The organism is Paenibacillus sp. B2(2019) (genome assembly GCF_008370385.1).
Classification (GTDB): Bacteria; Bacillota; Bacilli; order Paenibacillales; family Paenibacillaceae; genus Paenibacillus_AQ.
In genome coordinates, this window is sequence record NZ_VTZR01000019.1 from 91,738 (window position 1) to 114,987 (window position 23,250).

The window sequence follows — 23,250 nt, forward strand, 5'->3', positions numbered from 1 at the left end:
GAACGAACCGTAGTCGTCTTCCTATGTCTTTCAGATGCAGGATTCATCCAATTTTGACTATACAGTCTTAATCTTGATCGTTTTTATTTCATAAGGTGTAAAGGTCAGTTGCCAGCTGTCCATTAACATGACTTCTTCTTCCAAGGCATTCGATACATACACCGCTTGATGTGGATACGGCCACTTCAGCTCGATCGTCTCACGACCTCCAGCGGATTCATACATACGAAGAATGATGCCATCGTCATCCTCAGCCCATTTGACCGTCTCCAAGACAACATGCTCACTTGTAAAAGGAAGCAATGAACAACATCGATCCCATACATTCGTGCTCTGTAGCTCTGTAGCATCTACGGTGGATGCTGCAATATAAGCAGGTGGATGATTCAGCTCTGCTGCTGCTCGAAGTGTGTGTCCTTGGCGCCAATCGCCGGCATGTGGATACAGTGCATAGGTGAACTCATGATATCCCTGATCTGCCGATATATCCGGCCATCTTGGCGCACGTAGCAAGGAAAGACGAATCGTACTTCCTTGGGTATCATAACCATACTTACAATCATTCAGCACACTGACACCATAGCTATGCTCAGACACATCAGCGAAGCGATGACCACATACTTCATATTGCGCTTGATCCCAGCTTGTATTGCGATGTGTATTCCGCTCTAAAGCACCGAACGGTATTTCATAAGTGGCTCGACTTGTTACAACATCGAGTGGGAAGCCCACCTTCAGCAGCTTATGAGCTTCCTGCCAATCCACCTTTGTTCTAAACTCAATGCGAGCATGATGATGATATAGAACCATCTCCTGCTCAATCGTGGATTGTCCTATACGCCAACGGAAGCCTATAACATCAGCAACAGCTCCTGAGCTGATTAGCTTCTTCTCTAACAGAAATGCCTCTCCAGCAGACTGTTGCTCATAGCGCGGATCAATGTCCCACGCATCCCATAGCGTCGGACGATCATGGAAGAAATGAAACTGATTCGCCCGTTCACCCGCCTTCACAATCTCACGATTCGCTTGTTTATCGTATAAGCTTATTATTTCTCCTTGTTCATTGAAGCGTATACAATAGTAGGCTGTCTCCCACACATCAAGCAGCGCTGGTAATACTTTCGGCGATTCTGGCACTACAGTTACTTCATTTTCACGTACTAGAATCGTATTGTAGCCCATTGCCGGAACATTCGGTACACGAATTCGAAGGATCTTGGTCGTTCCATAGGTACTAACTTCATAATCCAATGATTCTCCATCCGTAGTCACGATCGATAAGCGATGCCATTCAATATTCGTAACACCTTGATCGATAAGATCCTGGGTAGTCAGCTCTAATACACAATCACGGCTCCAGCCCAAACTATTCAATACAAGGAACGGTGTTCCTTCCATCGTCCCTTGGATCTGAATATTTGTTGCAATGGCTGCCATCCCGGTCTGTAAGCTTGCTGTCCCACGCTCGAATACTTCCACATACTCTTTCATCGATGTCTCATACGTTTCTGTAATGGCAGAACCCGGAATAATATCATGGAACTGATTTAATAAAATCAACTTCCATCCCTCATGTAAATCCTGCTGTAACGTCGTTGCTTGTTCTACGCTCAGCGATGATCGGGCCAACGTAGACCATAACTCTGCTTCACGATACAGAACCTCAGCCTTCCGATTATTACGTTTGTTACGCCCATGTGTCGTATACGTACCTCGATGTAATTCAAGATACAGATCACCATGCCAGCTCGGTAAATTTGGATTCGCTTCCGAAACACCCGTGAAGAATGCCTCCGCGCTACTAAATTGAGAGGTGGGCTGACCGATCATGAGATCGGAGCGATGAATGTATTCGAGCATTTCCCGCGTGACACCGCCACCGCCATCCCCATGTCCGTACAATAACATTTGTTCCGGATGGTTAGCTTTCTCCCGATATGATTGCCAATGTTCATGAACATCCTTCGGCTGGGTATCCTCGTTCACCCCATGGTTGCAATACGATAGCAGCGGTGTTCCGTCAATGCCTACCCAATAAAACAAGTCATACGGAAATGGGTTCGTATCATTCCAATTCAGCTTCGTCGTCATGAAGTAACGCATGCCACCATGCTTCAAAATTTGCGGTAATGAGGCACAATAACCAAACGTATCCGGTAACCATTCTATAAAGGATCGCTTGCCAAATTCCTGTTGATAAAATCGTTGGCCGTAGAGCATTTGCCGCATCAATGATTCACCACTTGGTATATTGAGATCCGGCTCTACCCACATGCCACCGACGAGCTCCCAGCGACCTTCACGAATTCGTTCTCTCACACGCTCATATAAGACAGGATCATTCATCTTCAAATACTCGAAGAGTAACGGCTGACTTTGTGCATACCGATATTCAGGAAATTCATCCATTAAAGCATTTACAGTTGAGAACGTCCGACTCGTCTTACGCACTGTCTCACGACATGGCCACAGCCATGCAATATCAATATGAGATTGTCCTACCATATGGATGACACCTTCGCTATTGCCACCGATCTGTCTTATTTGTTCGACAAGGTGGTGTTCAATTGAAGCTGCGGCACCGCCTGCAATCTTCTCTTGTGATAGCAAAGTAAATGCATCCATAGCTGTATATAGAGCTTCCATCACGCGAGTACGACGAAAATCTGACGCTGGTAGCAATTCCGCACCATTCATAATGACGCTCACAGAATACATCAACGACTGCACTGTTGTGTTCACATAAACTAGCGTGCTATGAATCTTGCGAATGGGTGCATGAATGGTTGCTTGCTGATTTAAGGGATCCACAGGCTCCGGTACAGCATCAAACAGTTCAATCTCCACTTCGATTTGTTTGCCAACCCGTGCTGGTATCTTCACAAATGGATGATTTCGATCCAACCCCTGAAATGACTGCCCGTTAATACGAAGCAGTCCTTCTCCACCTGATCCAGAGGTGAAATATAAGCCTACTGCGTCATCAGCCCATTCGTACGGAATGGATAACGTCGTTCGCAGCATATACGTTGTACCTTGTTTGCTTGGGAATAAATCAAAAGCATCGCTTCCGACAAAGGGACGTTCCTCGGTATATTTACCAGGTAATATATATTCCGTTGCTTGTACGTCCCAGTCTTTAATGGGGATCGATTCGAGCCACTGTCGTTCAGATAACTCTCGAATGAACCGTTGTATTCTAATCATTAATAATCCCCCTGATCGTTCGTCCGCTTCATCGCACTCATTGTACAACCTGTAAATCGATGGACAATGTTTGCTCTACATTCGAGCCCGTATAAAGTTCAAATCGACCCGGCTCGACGATCCACGTTAAATCTGCTGAGACAAATTGCAGCTCCTGTGATGAAATAGTAAAGTGAACGGTACGCTTCTCCCCAGGCTCCAAATAAATTTTACAGAAGCCCTTCAGCTCCTTATCCGGGCGTGATATCGAACTAACACAGTCCTTGATGTACAATTGCACGACCTCGTGTCCAGCCATATCACCCGTATTCATCACATCCACTGAAACCGTACACGTACCTTCAACAGAAATACTTGGTTGATTCAATTGTATATTGTCATAGTGAAAGCTCGTGTAGCTAAGCCCATACCCAAATACATACTGCGGATGGAAATCCGTCTCTAAATATCGATGCCCACGCGAACGCTTCTTATTATAGTACACAGGTAATTGTCCCAGATGCTTCGGAATGGATAGCGTTAATCTTCCTGATGGGTTGTAGTCACCAAACAGGATATCCGCAATCGCATGACCGCCCTCTTGCCCTGGGTACCATGCCTCCACAATCGCATCAGCATGTTCATCAATCCATGGCTCAACAATTGGGCGACCATTGATATACACAACAATCAGCTTCTTGCCTAAACTGTGAAGCTCCTGCAACAGCTCGAGCTGTACTCCACATAAATTCAGTTGGGCACGATCAAAGCCTTCTCCACAATCCATATCACTTAGCATAAACGTATCGGTAATGACCGCAGCCCCAGTCTTCAAATCAATCGTACCTTCTCCAAAATCACGTGCACTCGATCCGCCTACAACAGCAATAATTGTCTCTGCTGAAGCCGCAGCTGCGATCGCCGCTTCGAATCCTTCCCGAGATGGGTCCTTCACTCGACAGCCTGGTGCATACACAACCTCACTAAAGCCTGAACACTTCGCGCGAACGCCATCCAACACGGTAACAATCTGCTCCCGCTCCTGCGGTGACGTATAATCGCCTAACTGGTTATACATATTGTTCGCGTTCGGTCCAATCACGGCGATCTTGCCACGGGATGGAGATAACGGTAATGCCTGTTCCTTATTCTTCAGTAACACAATGCCTTCGCGTGCAGCTTGCCGAGCCAATTCTCGATGAGAGGATTGACCAATAACCTGCTCTGCCAACGCTGGATTCGCATAAGGACGTTCGAATAATCCTAATTCAAATTTCAAGCGCAAGATTCGCTCCACCGCAAGATCTAGATCTGACACCGCGATCAATTGCTGATCAAGAGCAGATTGTAGATATTGACCAAAGGTCTCACCGGACATCTCCATATCTACGCCCGCTTTCAATGCTAGGCTGGCCGCTTCCTCTTCCGTCTCACAGATTTGATGACCATGTCTGAGCTGGCTCATCGCTCCACAATCCGTGATGACGAAGCCGTCAAAGCCCCACTTGTCACGTAAAATATGCGTCAACAGCTCTTTACTAGACGTACAAGGTACCCCATCAATTTCGTTATAGGCCGTCATAATGGATTTGGCTCCTGCCGCAACCGCACGCTGAAAAGGAAGTAAATCCTTCTCCATCAGCTCACGCATGCCCATACGTACGGTATCCGCATTACGCCCACCATCTGGACTACCATAAGCTACAAAATGCTTCAAGGTTGCAAGAATGGTATGATCCGTATTTAACGAATCCCCTTGCAACCCTTTCACCGCAGCTATTGCCATTTCACTAATCAAATAAGGATCTTCACCAAAGCATTCCTCTGTCCGCCCCCATCGCGGATCACGTGTCACGTCCAATACAGGAGAATAGGTAGCTGCTCCCCCTTGTGCACGAGTCTCTACCGCTACAGCTTGACAAACCTGTCGGAACAACTCTGTATTCCAGCTACTTCCTATGGTCAGTGGTACAGGGAACACCGTGTTCCCTATGGCCATATGTCCATGGGAGCATTCCTCACCAAATAGAATTGGAATGCCCAGTCGCGTATGCTCCATTGCATATCGCTGAATAAGATTAGTAACCTCGGCCCCTTCACGCAGGGACAAGCCTGTTTCAAGTGTAACCTCTGTCCATGGATCTGCTCGAAGCACACCATATAGTGAACCGACTCCACCATTCGCAATTGCGTCTTTAAATGTATCCGTGAGCTGAACATCTCCGTCGCCTTTTACATATGTCTTCCAGCCAAAAGGCTGGAGAAGCTGTCCAAGCTTCTCCTCCAGCGTCATTTCGGCCAACAAATCTGCAACACGCTCAGCAATAGATAACGAAGGGTTTTTATATTTCATTCGATATATACCTCCAGTTTTGTTGAGCTAGTGTTGGCGCCAAGCTAGAATGCCAGCATTCATTCCACGGCATGCATCCATGGAAGCATCCGGTTTGCTATAGTTCTCGCCCCAAGTGATGAAATATCTAAATTCATAGAAACCACCCAATGTCGCAGAGAAATTAGTTTCCCAATAGTTATTCATCACCCAAGCGTACAAATGAGCTGGATCCTGCTCTAGCTTCTCATCACCGTTAAGCAATCGATACCCATGTTCTAGCGAACCTAGCTGAATTAATGGAGTGTCTGGCATCGCGATCACAACGCCTTGCGATTCGGAAACATATACAGCTCCTTCTCCAACCGCTGTGTAATCTGCTAAGCTGCCTGGTAATTGATCCTTCCGCATCCGTGTCAACGCATCCATCTTATCCACCCATAAGTCATACTTATCCGTTGATAATGAGCCACCAAAAGGAAGTGAAACATATAAGTTTTCAGGCTTCCATACGCTCTCTTTATGCATACGTACGGCCACATCCACACGTGGACGATCCGCGTATACTGTTAAGAACAAGGAATAATGCTCACAGCCATCCACCTTATAGGTCAATTGAATAATGCCATACACCGGACCTTGCGTAATGAGCTCCGCACTAATTAACTCGCCCGTTGAAACGATCGCATCCGGTCCCTTCCGATTACGGCCCATCAGACGACGCACCTCGGTCATTTCTCCAACCTTCGTTGCAGGTGTAACATCATAGACTGGCGTAAAAGCTGCGTGCTGGCGATCAGCTCGAAGTAGCTCTTTTCCTGTCGTTTTATCGACCCACGAGGTGATCCCTTCGCCCTTTTTCCACGTGATGTGTACAAATGGAGTTTCTACATAGGAAGATGTCATGCGGAAATTCTTCACATCATGCGTAACATCCAGATCCATCACGCGATCGGATGCTAAATAATCGTTCATAAAAGCGGTTCCGATACTTGGTTTCACGGCGAAGATCTGAAGTACTCTCTCTTCATTTGGCTGCAATGTTACCGGAATCGTTACGATCACACCTCGAGATGCCAGACGAAGCTGTGCTGGAATGACCTCATTCGTCGTAATATCACGCACCTCGAAGCCATTCTTGATCTCATCGTGATACCATCCTTCGAGAATGAGATGCGCATAATCTTCTTGTACGAAATGATATGGATTATGAATTTTAAACTTCATAGGGCGCCCAGGAGCAAGTAATGCATCGCCCTTCGCCTCAAGAATGTCATACAACGCACGATGCGCAATCGTACTTGCATTGGCAGCAAAGGCTTCCTTCCGCAAGCCTAATTCCTGAACGAACGGATTCCAAGGCTCGGAAATGGATGAATGATAGCCCCATGTATGCTCAGCAAACATCGTTAACTGATATTCCATCTCCTTCATCGTCTCCGATGTAACGATTTCACAGTTCGGATCCAGCCTTCTAACCTTTTGATATACACGTTGTGCTTCACGGAATACTTGTACATGCTTCGGTGTTGAACCTACGCCATCCGTCCACCAGTCTGGCCAATCTCCACGATACACAGGAATATCTTCCGCATGCTGCTGTGCATGAGCACGAACTTCATCGAAGAAATCATCTAAAGTTGCCATCTGAATCTCAATATTTTCGCCGTGCTTCGCATTCCATTGACGAATGAAGGTCATCGTCTCCGCATTCGGTGGATTGTTATCCGTTGGTAGCCCTGAGAACATAGCCGGGAAGAAGTTAAAGGCATAGCCATCCTCTTGCAAACGCTCAATGTAGCGAAGTATACGCTGTTCAGCAATCTCGAATGTAGCGCCATGACTCATATCAAATTCATCTTTGATCGTATATTTCCCGCCCATACCAGGTACAAGCCCCAGATCATTACCGAATACATAATGCTCCCCACTCCAGGTCAGCAAGCGATCACCGGAAGGCATTTCCCACCAGAAAGGCTGCTGCTTCTTCCAGCAAGGAAACATTCCGTGATGGGTATGAATGCAGGTAGATAAATTATGAATACCGGCATCTAACAATGCCTGACCATACCCCCAGCTGAAGCCGTTAATGTCTGCAGTCATCGCTGATGTAATTGGAGCTTCAATGGAATATCCAAAATCTCGTACACGGGCAATCATCGATGTGAACAAATCTTTGCCGATTAATTCCGTCATATTCAAGTACGTACCGGACAAGCCGATATCACCACGCTTAACTCCGGCTACGAACTCTTCCTTTTCTTGCTCCGTTGCCCGACTCAGGAAGGTTTCGATAGGCCAAAACGTTTCACATACCCACTTAAACCCCTCCCATTCAGGTCGACGACCGGATTGAATTTCACGCAAAATGTGAAGCACCTGCCGGATAAAGTCTACATGATATTGTTGGATCTTCTCCTGACGCTCTGTGTAGCCGATATCGGTATGGGAATGATGAATTGCATAAATTTTCCAAGGTTTTGTGTTAGTCATCTTTTATTCTCCTCTACTTGGTGCTCATATCGATTTATTAAGAACAACAGTTACGATCTCGGCCGCCTTTACTTCAAGCTGGATGACAGCGTTTGAATCGGCCGTAAGCGCTTCCTCATGTGATTCGAGTATATTACTTTTATACGCCTGACTATAGTTCATACGAGGTTCGAAGGCTAAAGTCGTTGGTGAAGTGGTCATGTTGAACCAACGAATCGCAAGATCACCCGTTGCTTCAGCTACCTTCACGGAAGAGAGCTGCATGTCATTTCCACTCGCCTGCAACCATTGATGTTTCGGCTGAAGACTACCATTATGAATATCTGTCGATACAGTCATCCATGGTATTTGATATTGATAGGCAAGCGCATACGCTTCTTCAGCTACCGCAGAACCATGTGGAATAATCATGAGCTCCGCCTGAGCAGGACCTAGACATTGTGCTTCTGGTGTGTAGAAGACGCCCCAATCTCCAAGCTCACCTGTGCAGCGTAGCAATGTAACGGCAATCGTATTCCGTCCATCACGTAACACTTCGTATTCATTCAACCCTTTATTAGCGATGGTTAAGCCCGTCACGTCGTCCTTCACACTAACGAACGCTTGCTGATGTTGACTATTGTCTGGGTTCGTCCACTCACTCGAAGGTTCTGTGCTTCGTTTTGCGATCTCAAACATCGAATCCGCCTGATGCACATCGCTGATGAGATCCGTTGGGAACAGCATTCTGATGCGATGATCCTTCGCTTGATTATCGAAGGAGCTCTTCACTTGAAGTCCCTTACTATATTTCTCAAGCGTTACAGTCGTTGTTATATGGAGCTTCACGGTTTCGGTTGAACGTCCAGCCTGACGACTCGGGAACCACACGATGCCTTGCTGCTCTGCTGCGAGCAATTCATCCGCACTTACTGGAATGTCCCAATCATGAACGATTTGTACCGTACATGCGTATGGCTGATCGGATACGATAGAAATATCAGCTATAAGCGCTTCTGTCGTCAATACGTTCGTATTCTTCGGCTGACAATACATGTATTCATTTCCGATATCGCCGCTATTCTCATAAATACCGAGACCGCGATATACTTTACCATTTGCCTTATCCGTTAATGTGATCGAGCCATTATCTTCAATCCGTGCAGCAATAAACTCATTCTCTAGCGTCCGTTCATGAAGTAGCGAGCTTTCCTTTATTTCAGAATGTGGTCTCTCTACTACATCCTTCATCCAGGCATAAACTTGATGACCATTTGCAGGAACTGCTTCGACATGAAGCTCTAATCGAACACGTCGTGAGAAATACGGCTGACGAAATTTATCATCAGGCAAGTCATAACCGAAGTGGAGCCCCAGATCGGTTAGCTGATATTCTAGCTGACGCCCACCATGATCAATCACGCGATGAGGATGAATCTCGAGCGATGTCATCTGATTACGCATCTTCTCGATCGTTTCGCCTTCCCGGAAATAGATACGAGCAATATCCAGCTCCACCGTAACTACCCCACTGCGGTCAAGGCCTGTCGTATTAAACACAATGAATGGACATGCGTGATCCCCGTATTCAGCGAAGCATGATGTATCCACATGATTTGCGATCGACTCCATACTGTTCTGTACAATAGATTCTGTAACGTGACGACTCTTGTCGAATCGCGTTACCATCTCACGATGTACCTCATCCACACTACAGCCACAGATGCTATCATGCGGATGATTCTGCATGAGCGTCTTCCATGCATAAGTGAATAAGTGATGTGGATACGCATGTCCCAATTGATGAGCATAAGCAGATAACGGCTCAGCAACCTTCTCAAGCAAAGTCTGACCCTGCTGATTCATTTGCTTCAAATATATACGGGAGGAAGCCGTATTCACTAATGTTCCCCATCCATCTGTTCGCTGACTTCTAAGCTCCCCTTGGACGGTTGATAATTCACAATCAAGTGAACGATGCAGTGCATTCAGATAATCATTGAAATTGGAGTGAATAAACTCCGTGTCTGGATAGAGTTCACTAGCTGTCCGAATGGCTTCCGGCAAGTCCAGCTGAGCTGGCTGGTGATCACAGCCGTTCATATATAGTAGCTCGCTCGTCGATGCATATTTTTCCGCATCCGCTAGCTTCCGATCCCAATATGCCTTGGCTTCTACCGGATCTACTGGGACTTCATTTCCATTCGAGTACCAATTCGCAAATAGAATACCGAGTACCTTGGAGCCATCTGGGCCTTCCCAGATCAATTCGGAGTAAGACGATTCATAATCTCCATCCGATACCTCATTGTTGAAGCCCGTCGGCTTCACACCACGACCGAAGAAGGCGTTCTGAATACCTGACTGCTGCATCAGCTGTGGTGTCTGTCCACACAACCCGAAGGTATCAGGAAAGTATCCAATTTTGGATACTTCCCCATACTTCAGTGCATCTTGATGACCGATCTGCATATTTCTTACATTGGCTTCACTACTGGTGAGGAACGCATCCTGCAATATATACCATGGACCAATAAGGATTCGACCATTTTGAATATGACGCAACAGCCGCTCCTTCTGATCCGGTCTAACTTGAAGATAATCCTCGAGAATGATCGTCTGCCCATCCATGAAAAAGCTACGAAATTCTGACTCCTCTTCCAACCGATCTAGCAAACTATCTACCAATTGAACGAGACGAACATGATGCTTCTCATAGGGTAAATACCATTCACGATCCCAGTGCGAATGGGAAACGATATGTGCCGTTCTTTTCTTCGTCATGCCATTGCTCCCCCTCTCACTACAAGATACCTTCCTGCATCGCCTTGTACACGAGTTGAGAGAACAAGCTATTCGACCAAGCAAACCATTTTCTTGTGAAAATCGTTGGATCGTCGGAATGGAAGCCTTCATGCATATAGCCTGTATCCGCATCCGTCTTCTCCAGTAACTCGATCATCGCTAGCTTCTCTTCTGCTGTCGTTGCTGTGAGCCCTTGCATAGATAGAGACAAATGCCAAACATAACCTGCCGGTGTATGTGGACTACCAATACCTTTTGCTACTTTACCTTCAAAGTAATAAGGGTTTTCCTTGGATAACACAAATCTTCTCGTGTTCTGATAGATTTCATCCTCAGTTGTGCAATAGCCCAAGTAAGGAATCGAAATCAATCCCGGTGTTCCCGCATCATCCATGAGACAGTGGTTACCATAGCCATCCGTCTCAAAAGCATAAATCGGTCCGAATTGCGGATGACGATAAATACCGTATGTTTTGATCCCATGATCGATATCTGCTTCTAAATCCTTCAACTCTTGCAAAAATTCCATATCACGGAATACCCACTCCGCAAATTCCTGCATTTGGCGAAGTGTAACCACCGCGAACATATTTCCTGGAATGTTGTAGTGGAATTCGCATACATCATCGCTTGAACGGAAGCCTGACCACACCATTCCTGTATAGTTGACAGGCATTCCAAGACCTTTATTTCGTAAGGAATCCTCAGGAATACCGTTATTTCGAGTGAAGCGATATGGCGATTCTTCAAAGTGACGCTGTTCTGTGATGAACAAGTTATACATGATACGCATAGCCGATTTGAACCCAGCATCGAATATATCTGTAATCCCTGTTTCCTTCCATAGCGCATAAGCAAGCCGCATCGAGAAACATAAGGAGTCAATTTCAAATTTACGCTCCCATACCCAAGGGGACATATCTGTTATATCCGTAGTATTCCAATGCCAATCATTCGCAGATTCATTAAATGCATTCGCGTAAGGATCAATATGGATGTACTGTATATGACGCTTTACTAAGCCTTTAAGAATGCGTTGAAGATCTTCGTCCTCTTTGGCAAACGGTACATAATGAATGACCTGCTCTACCGAATCCCGTAACCAACAGGCTGGAATATCTCCTGTGATGACAAAAGTCGTTCCATCCTCTTTTAATTTCGTCGTCGTTTCCAAGGTATTCGGGAAGCAGTTCTTAAATAGCTGAAGTAGCTTCGGTCGATGCGCAAGCTTCTCTTCTGCTTCTTGTAGAACTTCTTGAATCGATTGTGGCAAGGTTAAGGATGGCATCGCAATTTTGGGTAATCTAAACTGTTCCATTGAAAAGCTCCTCTACAATTGAAATTCTGTTATTGCATCTGGATGATGTCGTTACAGCGGATACATATCCATATAGTCGAGCAGCTCATCCACAGTTGTGAAAGCTACGCCTGTTACGGTATCGGCACAGCCATAGTAAATGGCGATGCGACCTGTCTCGCTATCTGACAATGCTGCACATGGGAAAGTGACATTCGGTACATCTCCTACACACTCATACAATGTTTCTGGTCCAAGAATGTAATTCCGTGATCGTGCAAGCACCTTCCATGGTTCATTTAGATCTAATAACGCCGCGCCCATACGATAGACGAACCCGTTACATGTATTAATGACGCCATGATAGATCAACAACCAACCACGATCGGTTTCAATTGGAACCGGCCCTGGACCAATTTTCTTCGATTGCCATGCGGATGCGTCAGAATTAATCGTTCCCATCACATAACGATGTTTACCCCAATACGTTAAATCAGGACTCTCACTAAAGAAGATATCTCCAAATGGCGTATGGCCTGTATCACTTGGACGGCTTATCATGGCATACTTGCCATTTATTAAACGTGGGAAGAGCACGCCATTACGGTTATATGGCAAGAAAGCGTTTTCCAATTGATGAAATGTTTTGAAATCATACGTATAAGCAAGACCGATCGTTGGTCCATGATACCCGTTACACCATGAAATATAATATTTATCCTCGATTTTGCACACGCGTGGATCGTAGCGATATTCCCGCTTCGTTACATATTCGTCACCTTCGAATTGGAGCGGTTGCTCATTAATTTCCCAATGTAGCCCGTCCTGACTGAAGCCAGCGAATATATCCATACTTACGGATCTTGAGTCACAGCGAAATACCCCTGCAAATCCACCTTCAAACGGAATCACCGCAGAATTAAAAATACTGTTCGAGTTCACCTGTGCATCACGCTGAATAATCGGATTTTGAGTATACCGCCACACTGGGGCATTATAGCCACTCGGCTTATCCTGCCACGGCATATTTGGTAGTGCCTCACCAATAATTTTGCTCATTTCCTAAACTCCTCCCACGTCTTTGAATGTAGTCTACGGCCTGTCCTCAACTATCGAGTCGAGCCTTTCCCCCATACTGTAAATGATAATAAAGCGCATTAAAAGTCTATTTATTCGTAATCTAACGTTTGTTGACTAGGAAATCATGTTTGTTAACTAATTGAATGGGACACATCATTTCTGTCTCTCGATAGGCCTGCATACATCGCATCAAGCAGCGTATGTGTCTTGTCGCAGCTGTACTCCCAGAACATCGCACCCGCAAGCTGTTCACGTTGGACATAGTCACATTTATGTGTGATAGATTCCACGTCATCATAGGAAATAAACGTATCTCCGTTAAATAAATATGGCGCTTTGGCCTCATCATCCCAATGACGTGTGAACCCATTCTTATCGATATATTGGGCTAGAAGTTCTGTAAATTCCGGTCCATAGCCGCCTGTCGTACCCGCCATTTGTAGAAATCCATCCTTCTTGTTCGGCACCTGCTTCCACATCCGAGAATAGAAGGCCACGCCAATGACGATCTTCTCCCGAGGTACACCGGCCTGCATGAACATATTGACGGATGCTTCCGTACTAATTCGGAACAAGTCTCCCGTTGCATTGTACAGATTCGTGTGATGACCCGTTAGGATCTGGAATCCGCCACGCATATCGTAGGTCATCAATTGAATGAAATCTAAATATTGCTGAGCTTGATCCATCTCTGTACCATCGATATAATATTGATCTGCTCCTGCAGCGATCGTAAGCAAGTAATGTCTGCCCTCTGCTGCACCTTTCACATCTAACGCTTCTCGAATGGTCTTCAAGAGCAACGTAAAATGACGTTTATCATCCGGTGACGAAGCAATATCGGCTTCACTATAGCAGGGATATTCCCAGTCCAGATCGACACCATCGAATGGAAATTCTGCTACTACTCGCACAGCCGAAGCTGCGAATTTCTGACGTCCTTCTTCGGTTGATGCCGCCTCGGAGAAGCCCCCATTCCCCCATCCGCCAATCGAGAGCAGCAGCTGTAGATTCGGGTTCATCGCTTTAATCTCATGCAACTGATTCGTATTTTGTAAATGTGCCGTTGTAATCTGATCATCCAACACATAACCGAAGGCTACGTTCATATGCGTCAGCTTCATCACGTTATCACGTGTTAGGTCAGGTAATTTGGAATCGCTCACGTAGCCAGCTATAATCATTTGTTGATCCATCCTTTCACACCCTCGATAAAATTTGCATCGCTTCCTTACTGGCAGCAATCTTATATCCCGAAGACATATACCGAATCTGATCATCACGATCTAGAATCATCAGATGCGGGAAGCCCGCTTCACTCGCTTGGGCCATCGTAAAAAAATCAGGTAATAGACGATATGTTGAATCACGTACGAACACTGTCCTTGCTGGAAGATTTGGATAATCCGTTGGTTGAAAAGAACCCGTCCATTGCTTGTCACCCACCACAAGAATGATAGGGGCATCTAGCGCATCGAACGCATCCTTCAGCTCCGACAGTTCGCGAAGCAGATGCTTCGATGGTTCCCGTTCCGGTTCCAGCCATGCGACATAAGCACCTTGACTGCCCAGAAGCTCAGCGAAGGTCTGTTCCGATCCTGTCCATGTGCTCACTTGCTCGAATCGATCTACCTTACCATACACGGGAATGTCCTGCGTAGCTTGACGGTACTTCATCACCAGCTTCGTCTCTTCGGCTTTTGTCATTTCAAAATAGCTGAGCTTGGTCAGCACGGTTCCATCCTTCAAACGAATCCCCGTCGTCAGACGATATGCTCCCTGCTCCATCTCAAGGGGCGTATCATACAGGTTATTGGCGCCGTGCGGGTAGCTTAACGTTTTATATAAACCATTCTCCAGTCGAGCGATCGTAAAATTCTCATAGTATGACGCCGCTGGTTGCTCTATCGCTGCATCCTGCTCACGAAGAAGGATCAGAGTTCCGTTCGCAGTTTCTGCCCTACCTCCAGCGATCCCTTTCGTAAACGGGGCATCCACGAAGTGACCATCCACCATAAATTGCGGCTTAGCTTCAATGGGATGCAGTCGCGCTGGAATGCCTAGGCTACGACATATAGATACGAACATGATATCGAGAGAGCTACGATCTCCTACACGCAGTTCGAAAGTACCAATAGCCGTCCCCTTCCCTTGCAAATTCGGTAGATCATTCCAAATATCCCATGCTTCATCGATGAATTGAACAAGCTTCGTTGGAGCTTGACGGAACAATGCCACCTCTTCTGAAGTAAATGCTTGTTGGAAAAATGCACGATACGGTGTAATCAGTTCGTAATGAACACGAGGACATAAAAGGTACGGAACGAATACGTCCTCCGTGAAGTCACCACGTACAGCGAGCGCACCAGCCACATGATCTATAAGGGTGGGAAGGAATGTATCGATTAGGTCCTTGTCATGAACACACTCTAATAATCGTAATGCCCATTCTCCATATAGAGGTGTTGCTTTACTTAGAAAAGCTGCGATCTCAGCACTATTGCCACGCGCTGTCTGAAGTACGTTCCATACTCGATCCGCTGGTAAAGCAAGGGATTCTCCGAGCTTCCTTGCAGCTTCTTCATTCACGAATGTCGCTTCGTACTGTGCACGAATCGCAATCCCTTCCTCCAAACGCTTATTATGTTGCTCTATCCGTGCCTCAGACAAGTCCTCCATAACCTCTCCGTCACGCGCTGGAGGAGGAACCATATCATAGTCAACGAACGTTCCTGCCTGTGGCTGATGATCTTGGTTCAACACAAGCTCAATGCATTCATAATCAGCCACTGATATTTTCATTTCTCCCCACATGCCGTCCTTCGCTGCACGAATAATGAGGTCACCAAGACCTGTCTTGAACGAGGCTTCCCCCTGAATATTTGTCGGAATGATGGCAATCGGGAAAAATTCTGCCATGTTATATAACTGGAACTGTACATCAACATCGTGCACAGGCTGTCCACATGCATCTTGGACCTGTACCGTAATTGTCTTCGTAGCTGCATAATTTTCTAGTACATTAATTTCAGTGAACCATTCATCGGCGAGTGTAATATCTTCGGGTCCTTCATAATTCGCGAAAATACGTGTGTTAATGAGCATAGCTCGGCGCGCTGGTGGCCCAAACCATCCTTGATTATGACGCGCTTCCGGCTCACAAGCCCCAATAAAATACCATTCTCCGTCAGCCCATGCCTCCACCCATGCGTGGTTATCGTCACAATGCGCCCAACGTGGCGTATACACTTGACGTGCTGGGATCCCAATACTGCGAAGCGCAGCCACGGCTAGCGTAGATTCTTCCCCACAACGCCCACGCGCATTTCGCAGCATCGTTAGTGGAGAAATCGTCCGCAGATCGCTCCCAATGTACGTTGCCGTTTCGTGGCACCAGTAATTCGCCTCCAGAATCGCTTCCTTCATGGGCAGATTACGTGTTCGTTCCGCTAACTGTTCATGAATAATATGGCGATGCTCTTCAATGTTCTCGGTATTCACACGATACGGTAGCACGAAATGTAAAAAGAGATGATCAGGTACTTGCCATGGCATATCGCGGCGAATTTGCAGCATCGTTCTTACATGATTGAAGAAAAGCTCCCCGTTATAATCCGCCAAGTCATTGGCTGGCATATACGCAAAGAGAAGCTTCAATGCCCAAGCTTCTTCCGTCGTTAGCTCGTTCTCAAATACATGGAAGAGCTGCTGTTCACGTGATCTGGCGAGCAGCTTCTTGGCCTGAAACTTCTGCTCAATAAACGCTAAAGCTTCCTGTGACAATGAAAATACAGAAGTAGGGGTCGACATGGTCATGAATGTTTACTCCTTCCACAATAAGCCGTCTTCGCGAATATATAGGCGAGCGGTTCCATCGGTTGTTAAGGCTGAGATATGGAATGATTTACTCGTTATCTCCATATGAGGCTCGATGCTCCAATCATCTTCACCCCGCAGCAGCTCGAACGTTACTGCATAGTGTCCATGTGCTTCGTAATAATTACGTTCACGATAATACAGCTTACGGAGCTGCCATTTCACCAGTTCATCCGCAGGCATGTCGAATGACTGTGGGCCATCAACACCTACGAACATCACATAACCCCATAGCTCTGGATAATGCATATTGATAATTCCCTGAGGTGACCATACCCAGTTGTCTTCCGGATAAGGCATTCCGGTATCCGGGTTTATAACCTTGCAGTACTGATCGTCCACAACCTCAGTCCGCCATTCAACACGCGAGAAATTAACACGCCAGAATTCACCTGCAGTAGGTGGTTGTCCATTCGCAGCACATTCTTTCAAGCTACGCCATGGCATGGCAACTTCAATTGTCCATTTCCGCTGATCAGCATGCGGGTTATTTAACTCCCCCTCGATATGAACAGCCGTTTTCAAACCTTGGATATCCCATCCGTTGACCGGAGGTCCTCCGTCACGATATGGTTTCACAAGCAGTAAGTCCCACACCGTGTTCAAAGCGTTAATCTCAAACTCGTAATATTGATGTGAAGCCCCTGTTGGATCGATAAAAATCTCAAAATCATTATCATAGAAAATAACGGAATCACGTTCTGTCAGCGTACCCCAGATCTGATCCTCTATCAGCTCTGCACCAAAGTAAAAATACTCATCATCCCATAGCATCTTTACACGTGTCTGCTTCGCGGGTAACGGACGCAGATCCCCTTCAATATCTACGAAATCATCCGTCCATGTTGCATGCTGCCAAAAGGGCTTATCCAGCTTCCCATCTAGGACAAGCGCCTCCGTCGCTCTTCTGCATAAATAATGCTTAGGCACATATGTCACAACATGCGGTTCTGGTACTCCACTTCGATTCATCATCGTTGTCCTCTCCTTACTTTCGGCATTTAGTTATGCGTAACAACTGCGCCAGCGCCACCGTACATCCTAACCTCTTCATCAAATTCCAGCTTAAGCACGCTTACCTGTTCATGCATATCCTCTGGTGTCATATGAATCCAAGTCGTTCCCGGAATATCGAACCAGGGTACACCGCCATGAATTTCATGAGTGAGTTCTTTGCCCGAGTGTAGTACTGTAATTTTCTTGATCGGATTGCATAGTCCCTTGAGACAGATATTCTCCTTCGGCGTATCGTAGACGAATAAATATAAGGTCTTCTTGTCCGTGGATAAGGTACTCCCACCCAGATAATAGCGTGTCATAATTCCATCCTGTGTATCGTAGATTGCCTCCTCGTGTGCACGAATCCAGTCACCTAGTCCCAGGAGAATGTCCTCCTGTCTTGGATCAATCGTGCCATCCTCCATCGGACCAATATCTAGCAGCATGTTGCCACCCATACTGATGCAATCGCAGAACATACGAATGATTTGGTTTAAGGATTTATACTTGTCGTCTGTATGCACATAACCCCATGACGTATTGATGGTCGTACAGAATTCCCAAGCGCCTTCTGGGCGAGTAATGGGAACGCCTTGCTCTGGTGTCTTATAATCGCCATGCCCTTGCAAGCGTGAGTTGATAATCACATTCGGAGACAAGGATCTCAAATATTCCTTGAATGCTGGCAGCCCCCACTGTTCTGCACTACGCTCCCAGTCACCATCGAACCATAATAAATCGACAGTACCGTAATTCGTCATGATTTCACGTAGCTGATTATTGTTAAACGTGAGGAATTTCTGCCATGTCTCTTCATCCTGTATGCCATCTACCGGACTTGAGAAACGATTCACCTGACTCAAATCAGCCGGTACGACACCATTCTCGAATACGGAAGGATAGTCGGGATGAGACCAGTCAATTAAAGAATAATACATGCCTACATGCAGACCACGTTCACGGATCGCAGCGGACCATTCTTTTACAATATCGCGCTTGGCCGGTGTCGCCTTCATGACGCTCAAATCACTGTACTGCGTATCGAACAACGCAACACCATCATGATGCTTGGTTGTAAGTACAGCATATTTCGCACCTGACCTCGCAATAATATCTGCCCAATGCTTCGCATCGAATTTGGACGCTGTAAACCCATCCAACTGCTTCATGTACTCCTCATGCGACATTCTTCCGTTATAAAATGACCAGGATTCTGCTACTCCTTGCACAGCATAAATCCCATAATGAATGAAAATCCCTAGCTTTGCGTCCGTAAACCATTGTTCCATCTGCTCTTCCTCCCATAGTTCAACTCGTTATTTTATGCGAAATACATGTGCAATTGGGGCAACTCCCGTAAGCTCGCTCTCTGGTAAATGAACGATCAATCCCGTTGTTGATCGTTCGAATGTTAGATTTTCTTGTCCGCCAACAAGATCCATTTGCGTTACAGCCTGCTCGAGTGGAATACAAATTACTTTGCTCACCGTTTCCTGCTCTTTCGGGTACAAATGAATGGCATAGGTGATATCGCCTTTTTTCGTGAAATGTGTATTTCCAGCAGAGTATGGCGCGCATACGCGCGTTCCATAGATCGCCTCCCCATGAACGTTGAGCCAAGCGCCCATTCCTTTCATCCGATCCAACGCTGTTGGTGACAAGCGGCCATCTGGTTGTGGAGCGACATTAAGTGCCAGGTTTCCGCCTTTGGCTACAACTTCAACGAGCAAATGGATTAATTGACGTGTCGTCTTGTAGTGATCCTCGTACCGATAAGAGAACGCTGTCCCCATCGTAATACAGCTCTCCCATGGAATAAGCAGGGGATGCTCGGGCAACGTTTGTTCAGGTGTAACGACATTCTCATACGGGCCGCCAACGGTACGGTCTGCACTTAGCAGCCATGGCTGCTGCTGACGTGCCTTCTCCACCACTTCACCCAACCGAATATCCTGTGGATTATTCTTATTCTGTGGACATACCCACCCCGCATCCAACCAGAGCATTTCAATCCGGCCATATTTCGTCATCAATTCCATGATCTGATCATGTGTGAACTGTACGAATTGCTCCCATAGCCATGGATAATCTTGTGTTGGATACGAAGGACCTCGATTCATGAACGTCCCCGTCTCCATACCTGGGGCCCAGTATGTTGGTGTGTGCCAATCGGCTTTGGAGAAGTAGGCGGAGATCCCAAGTCCCTTGGCCCGAAAAGCATCAAATACGTTCTTACAAATATCCGCGTACTTATGTGCATGGAAAGGACAATCCTTGCCCGTAATGCGATAGTCTGTTGTCTGCGTGTCCCACATACAGAAGCCATCGTGATGCTTCGTCGTAAAGTTCAAATATTTAAAGCCACCCTCTGCCGCAACCTCTGCCCACTTCTCAGGTTCGAAACGGAGCGGATTAAAGGTTTTATTCAGCCCGAAGTATTGCCGCTTCAATTCCGCCGAATCAACTCCCCAATCAATATCATCTCGTGACCAATCTCCATCCTTATCACTAAGCGCCCACGATTCAACAAGTCCAAGCTGCGAATAAGGTCCCCAATGCATCATCAAGCCCAGCTTCTGATCCTTGAACCATTCCAGCTGATCTAATAGCTGCGAATCCTCCGGCTTAACGTACTCCTCCTCTGTGCTGTAATTGTGTACTCCTTCAACAACAATTTGCTCTTCTTCAACATTGATATCACTCATTTGCACAACCTCCATGCAGCTCTTTTGAGCCTGCGATTCTATTGATTTAGTACGATCGATTTCCCCGGAAAAATATTTGACATAAAAGTAAATATCAGCTATAAACATCCTATTATGGAAAATAAATAAGCATTCAAGCGCCGATCTGTATCTTGCTATATTCATAGCTTGATAGTAACATCTCCATGTATATGCCATGAAAAGGGGGAAAACACTTTGAACTATAACTATTTCAAATCGAAATTGTTTCTGAAATTCACCGGTTCGTATCTACTTATCCTTCTTATTCCACTCATTTTTGTAATCGTTTTCATTTACCGAAATGCTACCGACAATTTACAAAAGGAGATTGAAAACGCTCACTTTAATCAGCTCACCCAAATTAAAACGGTGGTGGATGGACGCATGAATGATTTAAGAGATATGGCGTCACGGATGTCATACGACGATCGTCTCGCTCATTATCGCATACTGGATCCTTATGAGAGCCGTGACGCGATAGCGGCACTAGATAGCTACAAATCTTCCAATTCCATTGTGGAGGATATATTTCTGTACTATCATCATGACCCTAATATTTATTCCAACCATGGCATGTATAGCCTGGATGTATTTCGTAGCTCCTATCAGTTTGGAAGCTGGAAGAATGATGAACTTGTGACTGCTTTAAACACGTCCAAATTCCCATCGATTCGACTTACGAATATGCTGAATCAAAATTCACCACTCGAGCAATCTGTATTAACCTATATCCTGCCGATCATTCCCAACACCTCAGATCCTTATGCTTCGGTCATGTACCTTATTAAAGAGAAAGAGTTGGCATATCTGATCGATTCCGTCCTCGGTAACTATCGAGGATTAACGTATATTTTTGATAATCATGGACGTGTTTTATCCTATAGTGGCCATGGAGATACAGCTAGCCAACAGGATATCCAACGGTTATCAGAGCTCCCACCCGGCATACATAATCTATCGATAAACAACGAAGATCATTCGGTTATTTCCGTCACATCGGATGTCAATGGCTGGTCATATGTGACTTTAATGGCGAGTAATCAATTTTTCAGCAGCGTGCTTAATGTTCGGAGCTTCATCATTATTTTATTCATTGTGATCGCCATTGTAGGAACAGCCATCGCTCTATTATTCGCTCGGATGCAATATCTTCCGATTGCAGAGCTGGTTCGCTTCACGAACAAAAAAACAGATACACCGGCCTCCGGAAATGAGCTCGAGTATATACGAACAACATTGCAGCAGTATAGCTCCAAGGTTGATCTACAAGAACCCTATGCACGCAACCATGTTCTCTCCATGCTATTAAAGCACGGGAATGCTCAACTGATGACGCCTGAAATATTCGAAACCTTTCATCTGCATTTCGACCAAAGTCATCATTTTGTCATGGTGATGGGCTGGGATGAATTAGAACAGCAACAACACCTGCAGTCGAGACATGAAGCATATCGCAAGCTTGCGCACATCGAATTCACATCGCTTACTGCACAAGTATACGGTGTAGAACTCCCACAGTTAGATCAGCTCGCACTCATTGTAAGCATGCAGCTCGCCGATGATGAAGCACATACTACACAGATCGTTCACATCGTGGATGCGATCCGTGACTATACGCTTGGCATGATTGATATCCACCCGATGATCGGTGTAGGTAAATGCTACGAGAGCCCTCAGCAGCTCAATCTATCCTTTATCGAGGCTTGCTCCGCCTTTGAATTGCGTAAATCGACCGAGCATGGAACCACCGTGTATTTTGAAAAGCTATCCAGTGCCCATGACCAAACGGTTTTACTTCCCAATAGCGAACAATTGAAGTTTGCACAAAGCTTGAAGCAGGGCAACTACGAAGTCGCTGAACAGATTATTCACACGACCATTCAAGACCTTGAAGATAAACAACGATCTACCTTGCTGATGCGATGCGTATTATTCGACCTGCTGAATACCATGCTCAAAGCTGCCGCTGATCTACATATCGATAATATGATGCAACATGCTCCACCCCATTTCATGAATGGTCCCGTAAACCTTATAGAGCAAAATTTCTGTCGATTAGCCGCACAGATTTGTACTCAGGTGGAGCAGACGCATAAAAAAGAAGAACATTCACTCATGGATCATATTGTTGCATTTATAGACCAGCACTATATAGATCATGCACTTAGCCTTGATTCTGTTTCGGTTGAGTTTACGATTTCACCTTCCCATCTCAGTCGTTCATTCAAGGATAAGGTCGGCATCAACTTCGTCCAATATATTTGGCAGAAACGATTAGACAAGGTCAAGGAGCAGCTCGTAATAACAAGTGATCCGTTAAAAGATATTATCCAACGCGTCGGTTACCTCGACACACCGAACTTTATTCGAAAATTCAAAAAGGAAACCGGTTATACCCCGGGCCAGTATCGACAGATGAATAGCACTCATCAAAGTAACAAGCCTAATGATACCGTATAATCCTTGCTTTCTAG

12 protein-coding genes are annotated in these 23,250 nt (G+C 45.9%); 1 reads left to right on the forward strand and 11 read right to left on the reverse strand.

Going from position 1 to position 23,250, the window contains the following annotated elements; translation table 11 throughout:
- Window positions 1-57: 57 nt before the first annotated feature.
- The 11 genes from PAENI_RS16760 to PAENI_RS16810 all read right to left on the reverse strand — a co-directional run bounded on the left by PAENI_RS16760 (window position 58) and on the right by PAENI_RS16810 (window position 20,755).
- The gene (locus tag PAENI_RS16760; RefSeq protein ID WP_149646079.1) at window positions 58-3,210 is read right to left on the reverse strand and encodes an alpha-mannosidase; all 3,153 of its coding nucleotides are present in this window, start codon (window positions 3,208-3,210) and stop codon (window positions 58-60) included.
- Between the two features lie 37 nt (window positions 3,211-3,247).
- Window positions 3,248-5,542 carry a glycoside hydrolase family 3 N-terminal domain-containing protein gene (locus PAENI_RS16765; RefSeq protein ID WP_149646080.1) on the reverse strand — a complete coding sequence of 765 codons (2,295 nt, stop codon included), beginning with the start codon at window positions 5,540-5,542 and terminating at the stop codon, window positions 3,248-3,250.
- Window positions 5,543-5,569: 27 nt separating this feature from the next.
- Entirely contained in the window at window positions 5,570-8,014 is a 2,445-nt protein-coding gene (locus tag PAENI_RS16770) for a glycoside hydrolase family 38 N-terminal domain-containing protein (RefSeq protein WP_149646081.1), read from the reverse strand.
- A gap of 24 nt (window positions 8,015-8,038) precedes the next feature.
- The gene (locus PAENI_RS16775) at window positions 8,039-10,777 is read right to left on the reverse strand and encodes an alpha-mannosidase (protein ID WP_149646082.1); all 2,739 of its coding nucleotides are present in this window, start codon (window positions 10,775-10,777) and stop codon (window positions 8,039-8,041) included.
- Window positions 10,778-10,796: 19 nt separating this feature from the next.
- The gene (locus PAENI_RS16780; RefSeq protein WP_149646083.1) at window positions 10,797-12,116 is read right to left on the reverse strand and encodes a glycoside hydrolase family 125 protein; all 1,320 of its coding nucleotides are present in this window, start codon (window positions 12,114-12,116) and stop codon (window positions 10,797-10,799) included.
- Window positions 12,117-12,167: 51 nt separating this feature from the next.
- Window positions 12,168-13,154 carry a glycoside hydrolase family 130 protein gene (locus tag PAENI_RS16785; RefSeq protein WP_149646084.1) on the reverse strand — a complete coding sequence of 329 codons (987 nt, stop codon included), beginning with the start codon at window positions 13,152-13,154 and terminating at the stop codon, window positions 12,168-12,170.
- A gap of 152 nt (window positions 13,155-13,306) precedes the next feature.
- On the reverse strand, window positions 13,307-14,371 hold the full coding sequence (locus tag PAENI_RS16790) for a glycoside hydrolase family 18 protein (protein ID WP_149646085.1): 1,065 nt from the start codon (window positions 14,369-14,371) through the stop codon (window positions 13,307-13,309).
- Between the two features lie 4 nt (window positions 14,372-14,375).
- Entirely contained in the window at window positions 14,376-16,991 is a 2,616-nt protein-coding gene (locus PAENI_RS16795) for a transglutaminase domain-containing protein (RefSeq protein ID WP_316502825.1), read from the reverse strand.
- A 6-nt stretch (window positions 16,992-16,997) separates the two neighbouring features.
- The gene (locus PAENI_RS16800; protein ID WP_149646178.1) at window positions 16,998-18,023 is read right to left on the reverse strand and encodes a carbohydrate-binding family 9-like protein; all 1,026 of its coding nucleotides are present in this window, start codon (window positions 18,021-18,023) and stop codon (window positions 16,998-17,000) included.
- 29 nt (window positions 18,024-18,052) lie between these two features.
- A complete protein-coding gene (locus PAENI_RS16805) occupies window positions 18,053-19,339 on the reverse strand; it encodes an alpha-L-fucosidase (protein WP_149646086.1) in 1,287 nt (428 codons plus the stop codon).
- A 27-nt stretch (window positions 19,340-19,366) separates the two neighbouring features.
- A complete protein-coding gene (locus tag PAENI_RS16810; RefSeq protein ID WP_149646087.1) occupies window positions 19,367-20,755 on the reverse strand; it encodes an alpha-L-fucosidase in 1,389 nt (462 codons plus the stop codon).
- Between the two features lie 216 nt (window positions 20,756-20,971).
- Between PAENI_RS16810 and PAENI_RS16815 the strand changes: the two genes are divergently transcribed.
- Complete coding sequence (locus tag PAENI_RS16815) at window positions 20,972-23,236, forward strand: helix-turn-helix domain-containing protein (protein WP_149646088.1); 2,265 nt, start codon at window positions 20,972-20,974, stop codon at window positions 23,234-23,236.
- Window positions 23,237-23,250: the final 14 nt, after the last annotated feature.

Coding starts and splice junctions, on each gene's coding strand:
- PAENI_RS16760 (WP_149646079.1), bottom strand. CDS start 3,210: ATGATTAGAATACAACGGTTCATTCGAGAGTTATCTGAACGACAGTGG.
- PAENI_RS16765 (WP_149646080.1), bottom strand. CDS start 5,542: ATGAAATATAAAAACCCTTCGTTATCTATTGCTGAGCGTGTTGCAGAT.
- PAENI_RS16770 (WP_149646081.1), bottom strand. CDS start 8,014: ATGACTAACACAAAACCTTGGAAAATTTATGCAATTCATCATTCCCAT.
- PAENI_RS16775 (WP_149646082.1), bottom strand. CDS start 10,777: ATGACGAAGAAAAGAACGGCACATATCGTTTCCCATTCGCACTGGGAT.
- PAENI_RS16780 (WP_149646083.1), bottom strand. CDS start 12,116: ATGGAACAGTTTAGATTACCCAAAATTGCGATGCCATCCTTAACCTTG.
- PAENI_RS16785 (WP_149646084.1), bottom strand. CDS start 13,154: ATGAGCAAAATTATTGGTGAGGCACTACCAAATATGCCGTGGCAGGAT.
- PAENI_RS16790 (WP_149646085.1), bottom strand. CDS start 14,371: ATGGATCAACAAATGATTATAGCTGGCTACGTGAGCGATTCCAAATTA.
- PAENI_RS16795 (WP_316502825.1), bottom strand. CDS start 16,991: ATGACCATGTCGACCCCTACTTCTGTATTTTCATTGTCACAGGAAGCT.
- PAENI_RS16800 (WP_149646178.1), bottom strand. CDS start 18,023: ATGAATCGAAGTGGAGTACCAGAACCGCATGTTGTGACATATGTGCCT.
- PAENI_RS16805 (WP_149646086.1), bottom strand. CDS start 19,339: ATGGAACAATGGTTTACGGACGCAAAGCTAGGGATTTTCATTCATTAT.
- PAENI_RS16810 (WP_149646087.1), bottom strand. CDS start 20,755: ATGAGTGATATCAATGTTGAAGAAGAGCAAATTGTTGTTGAAGGAGTA.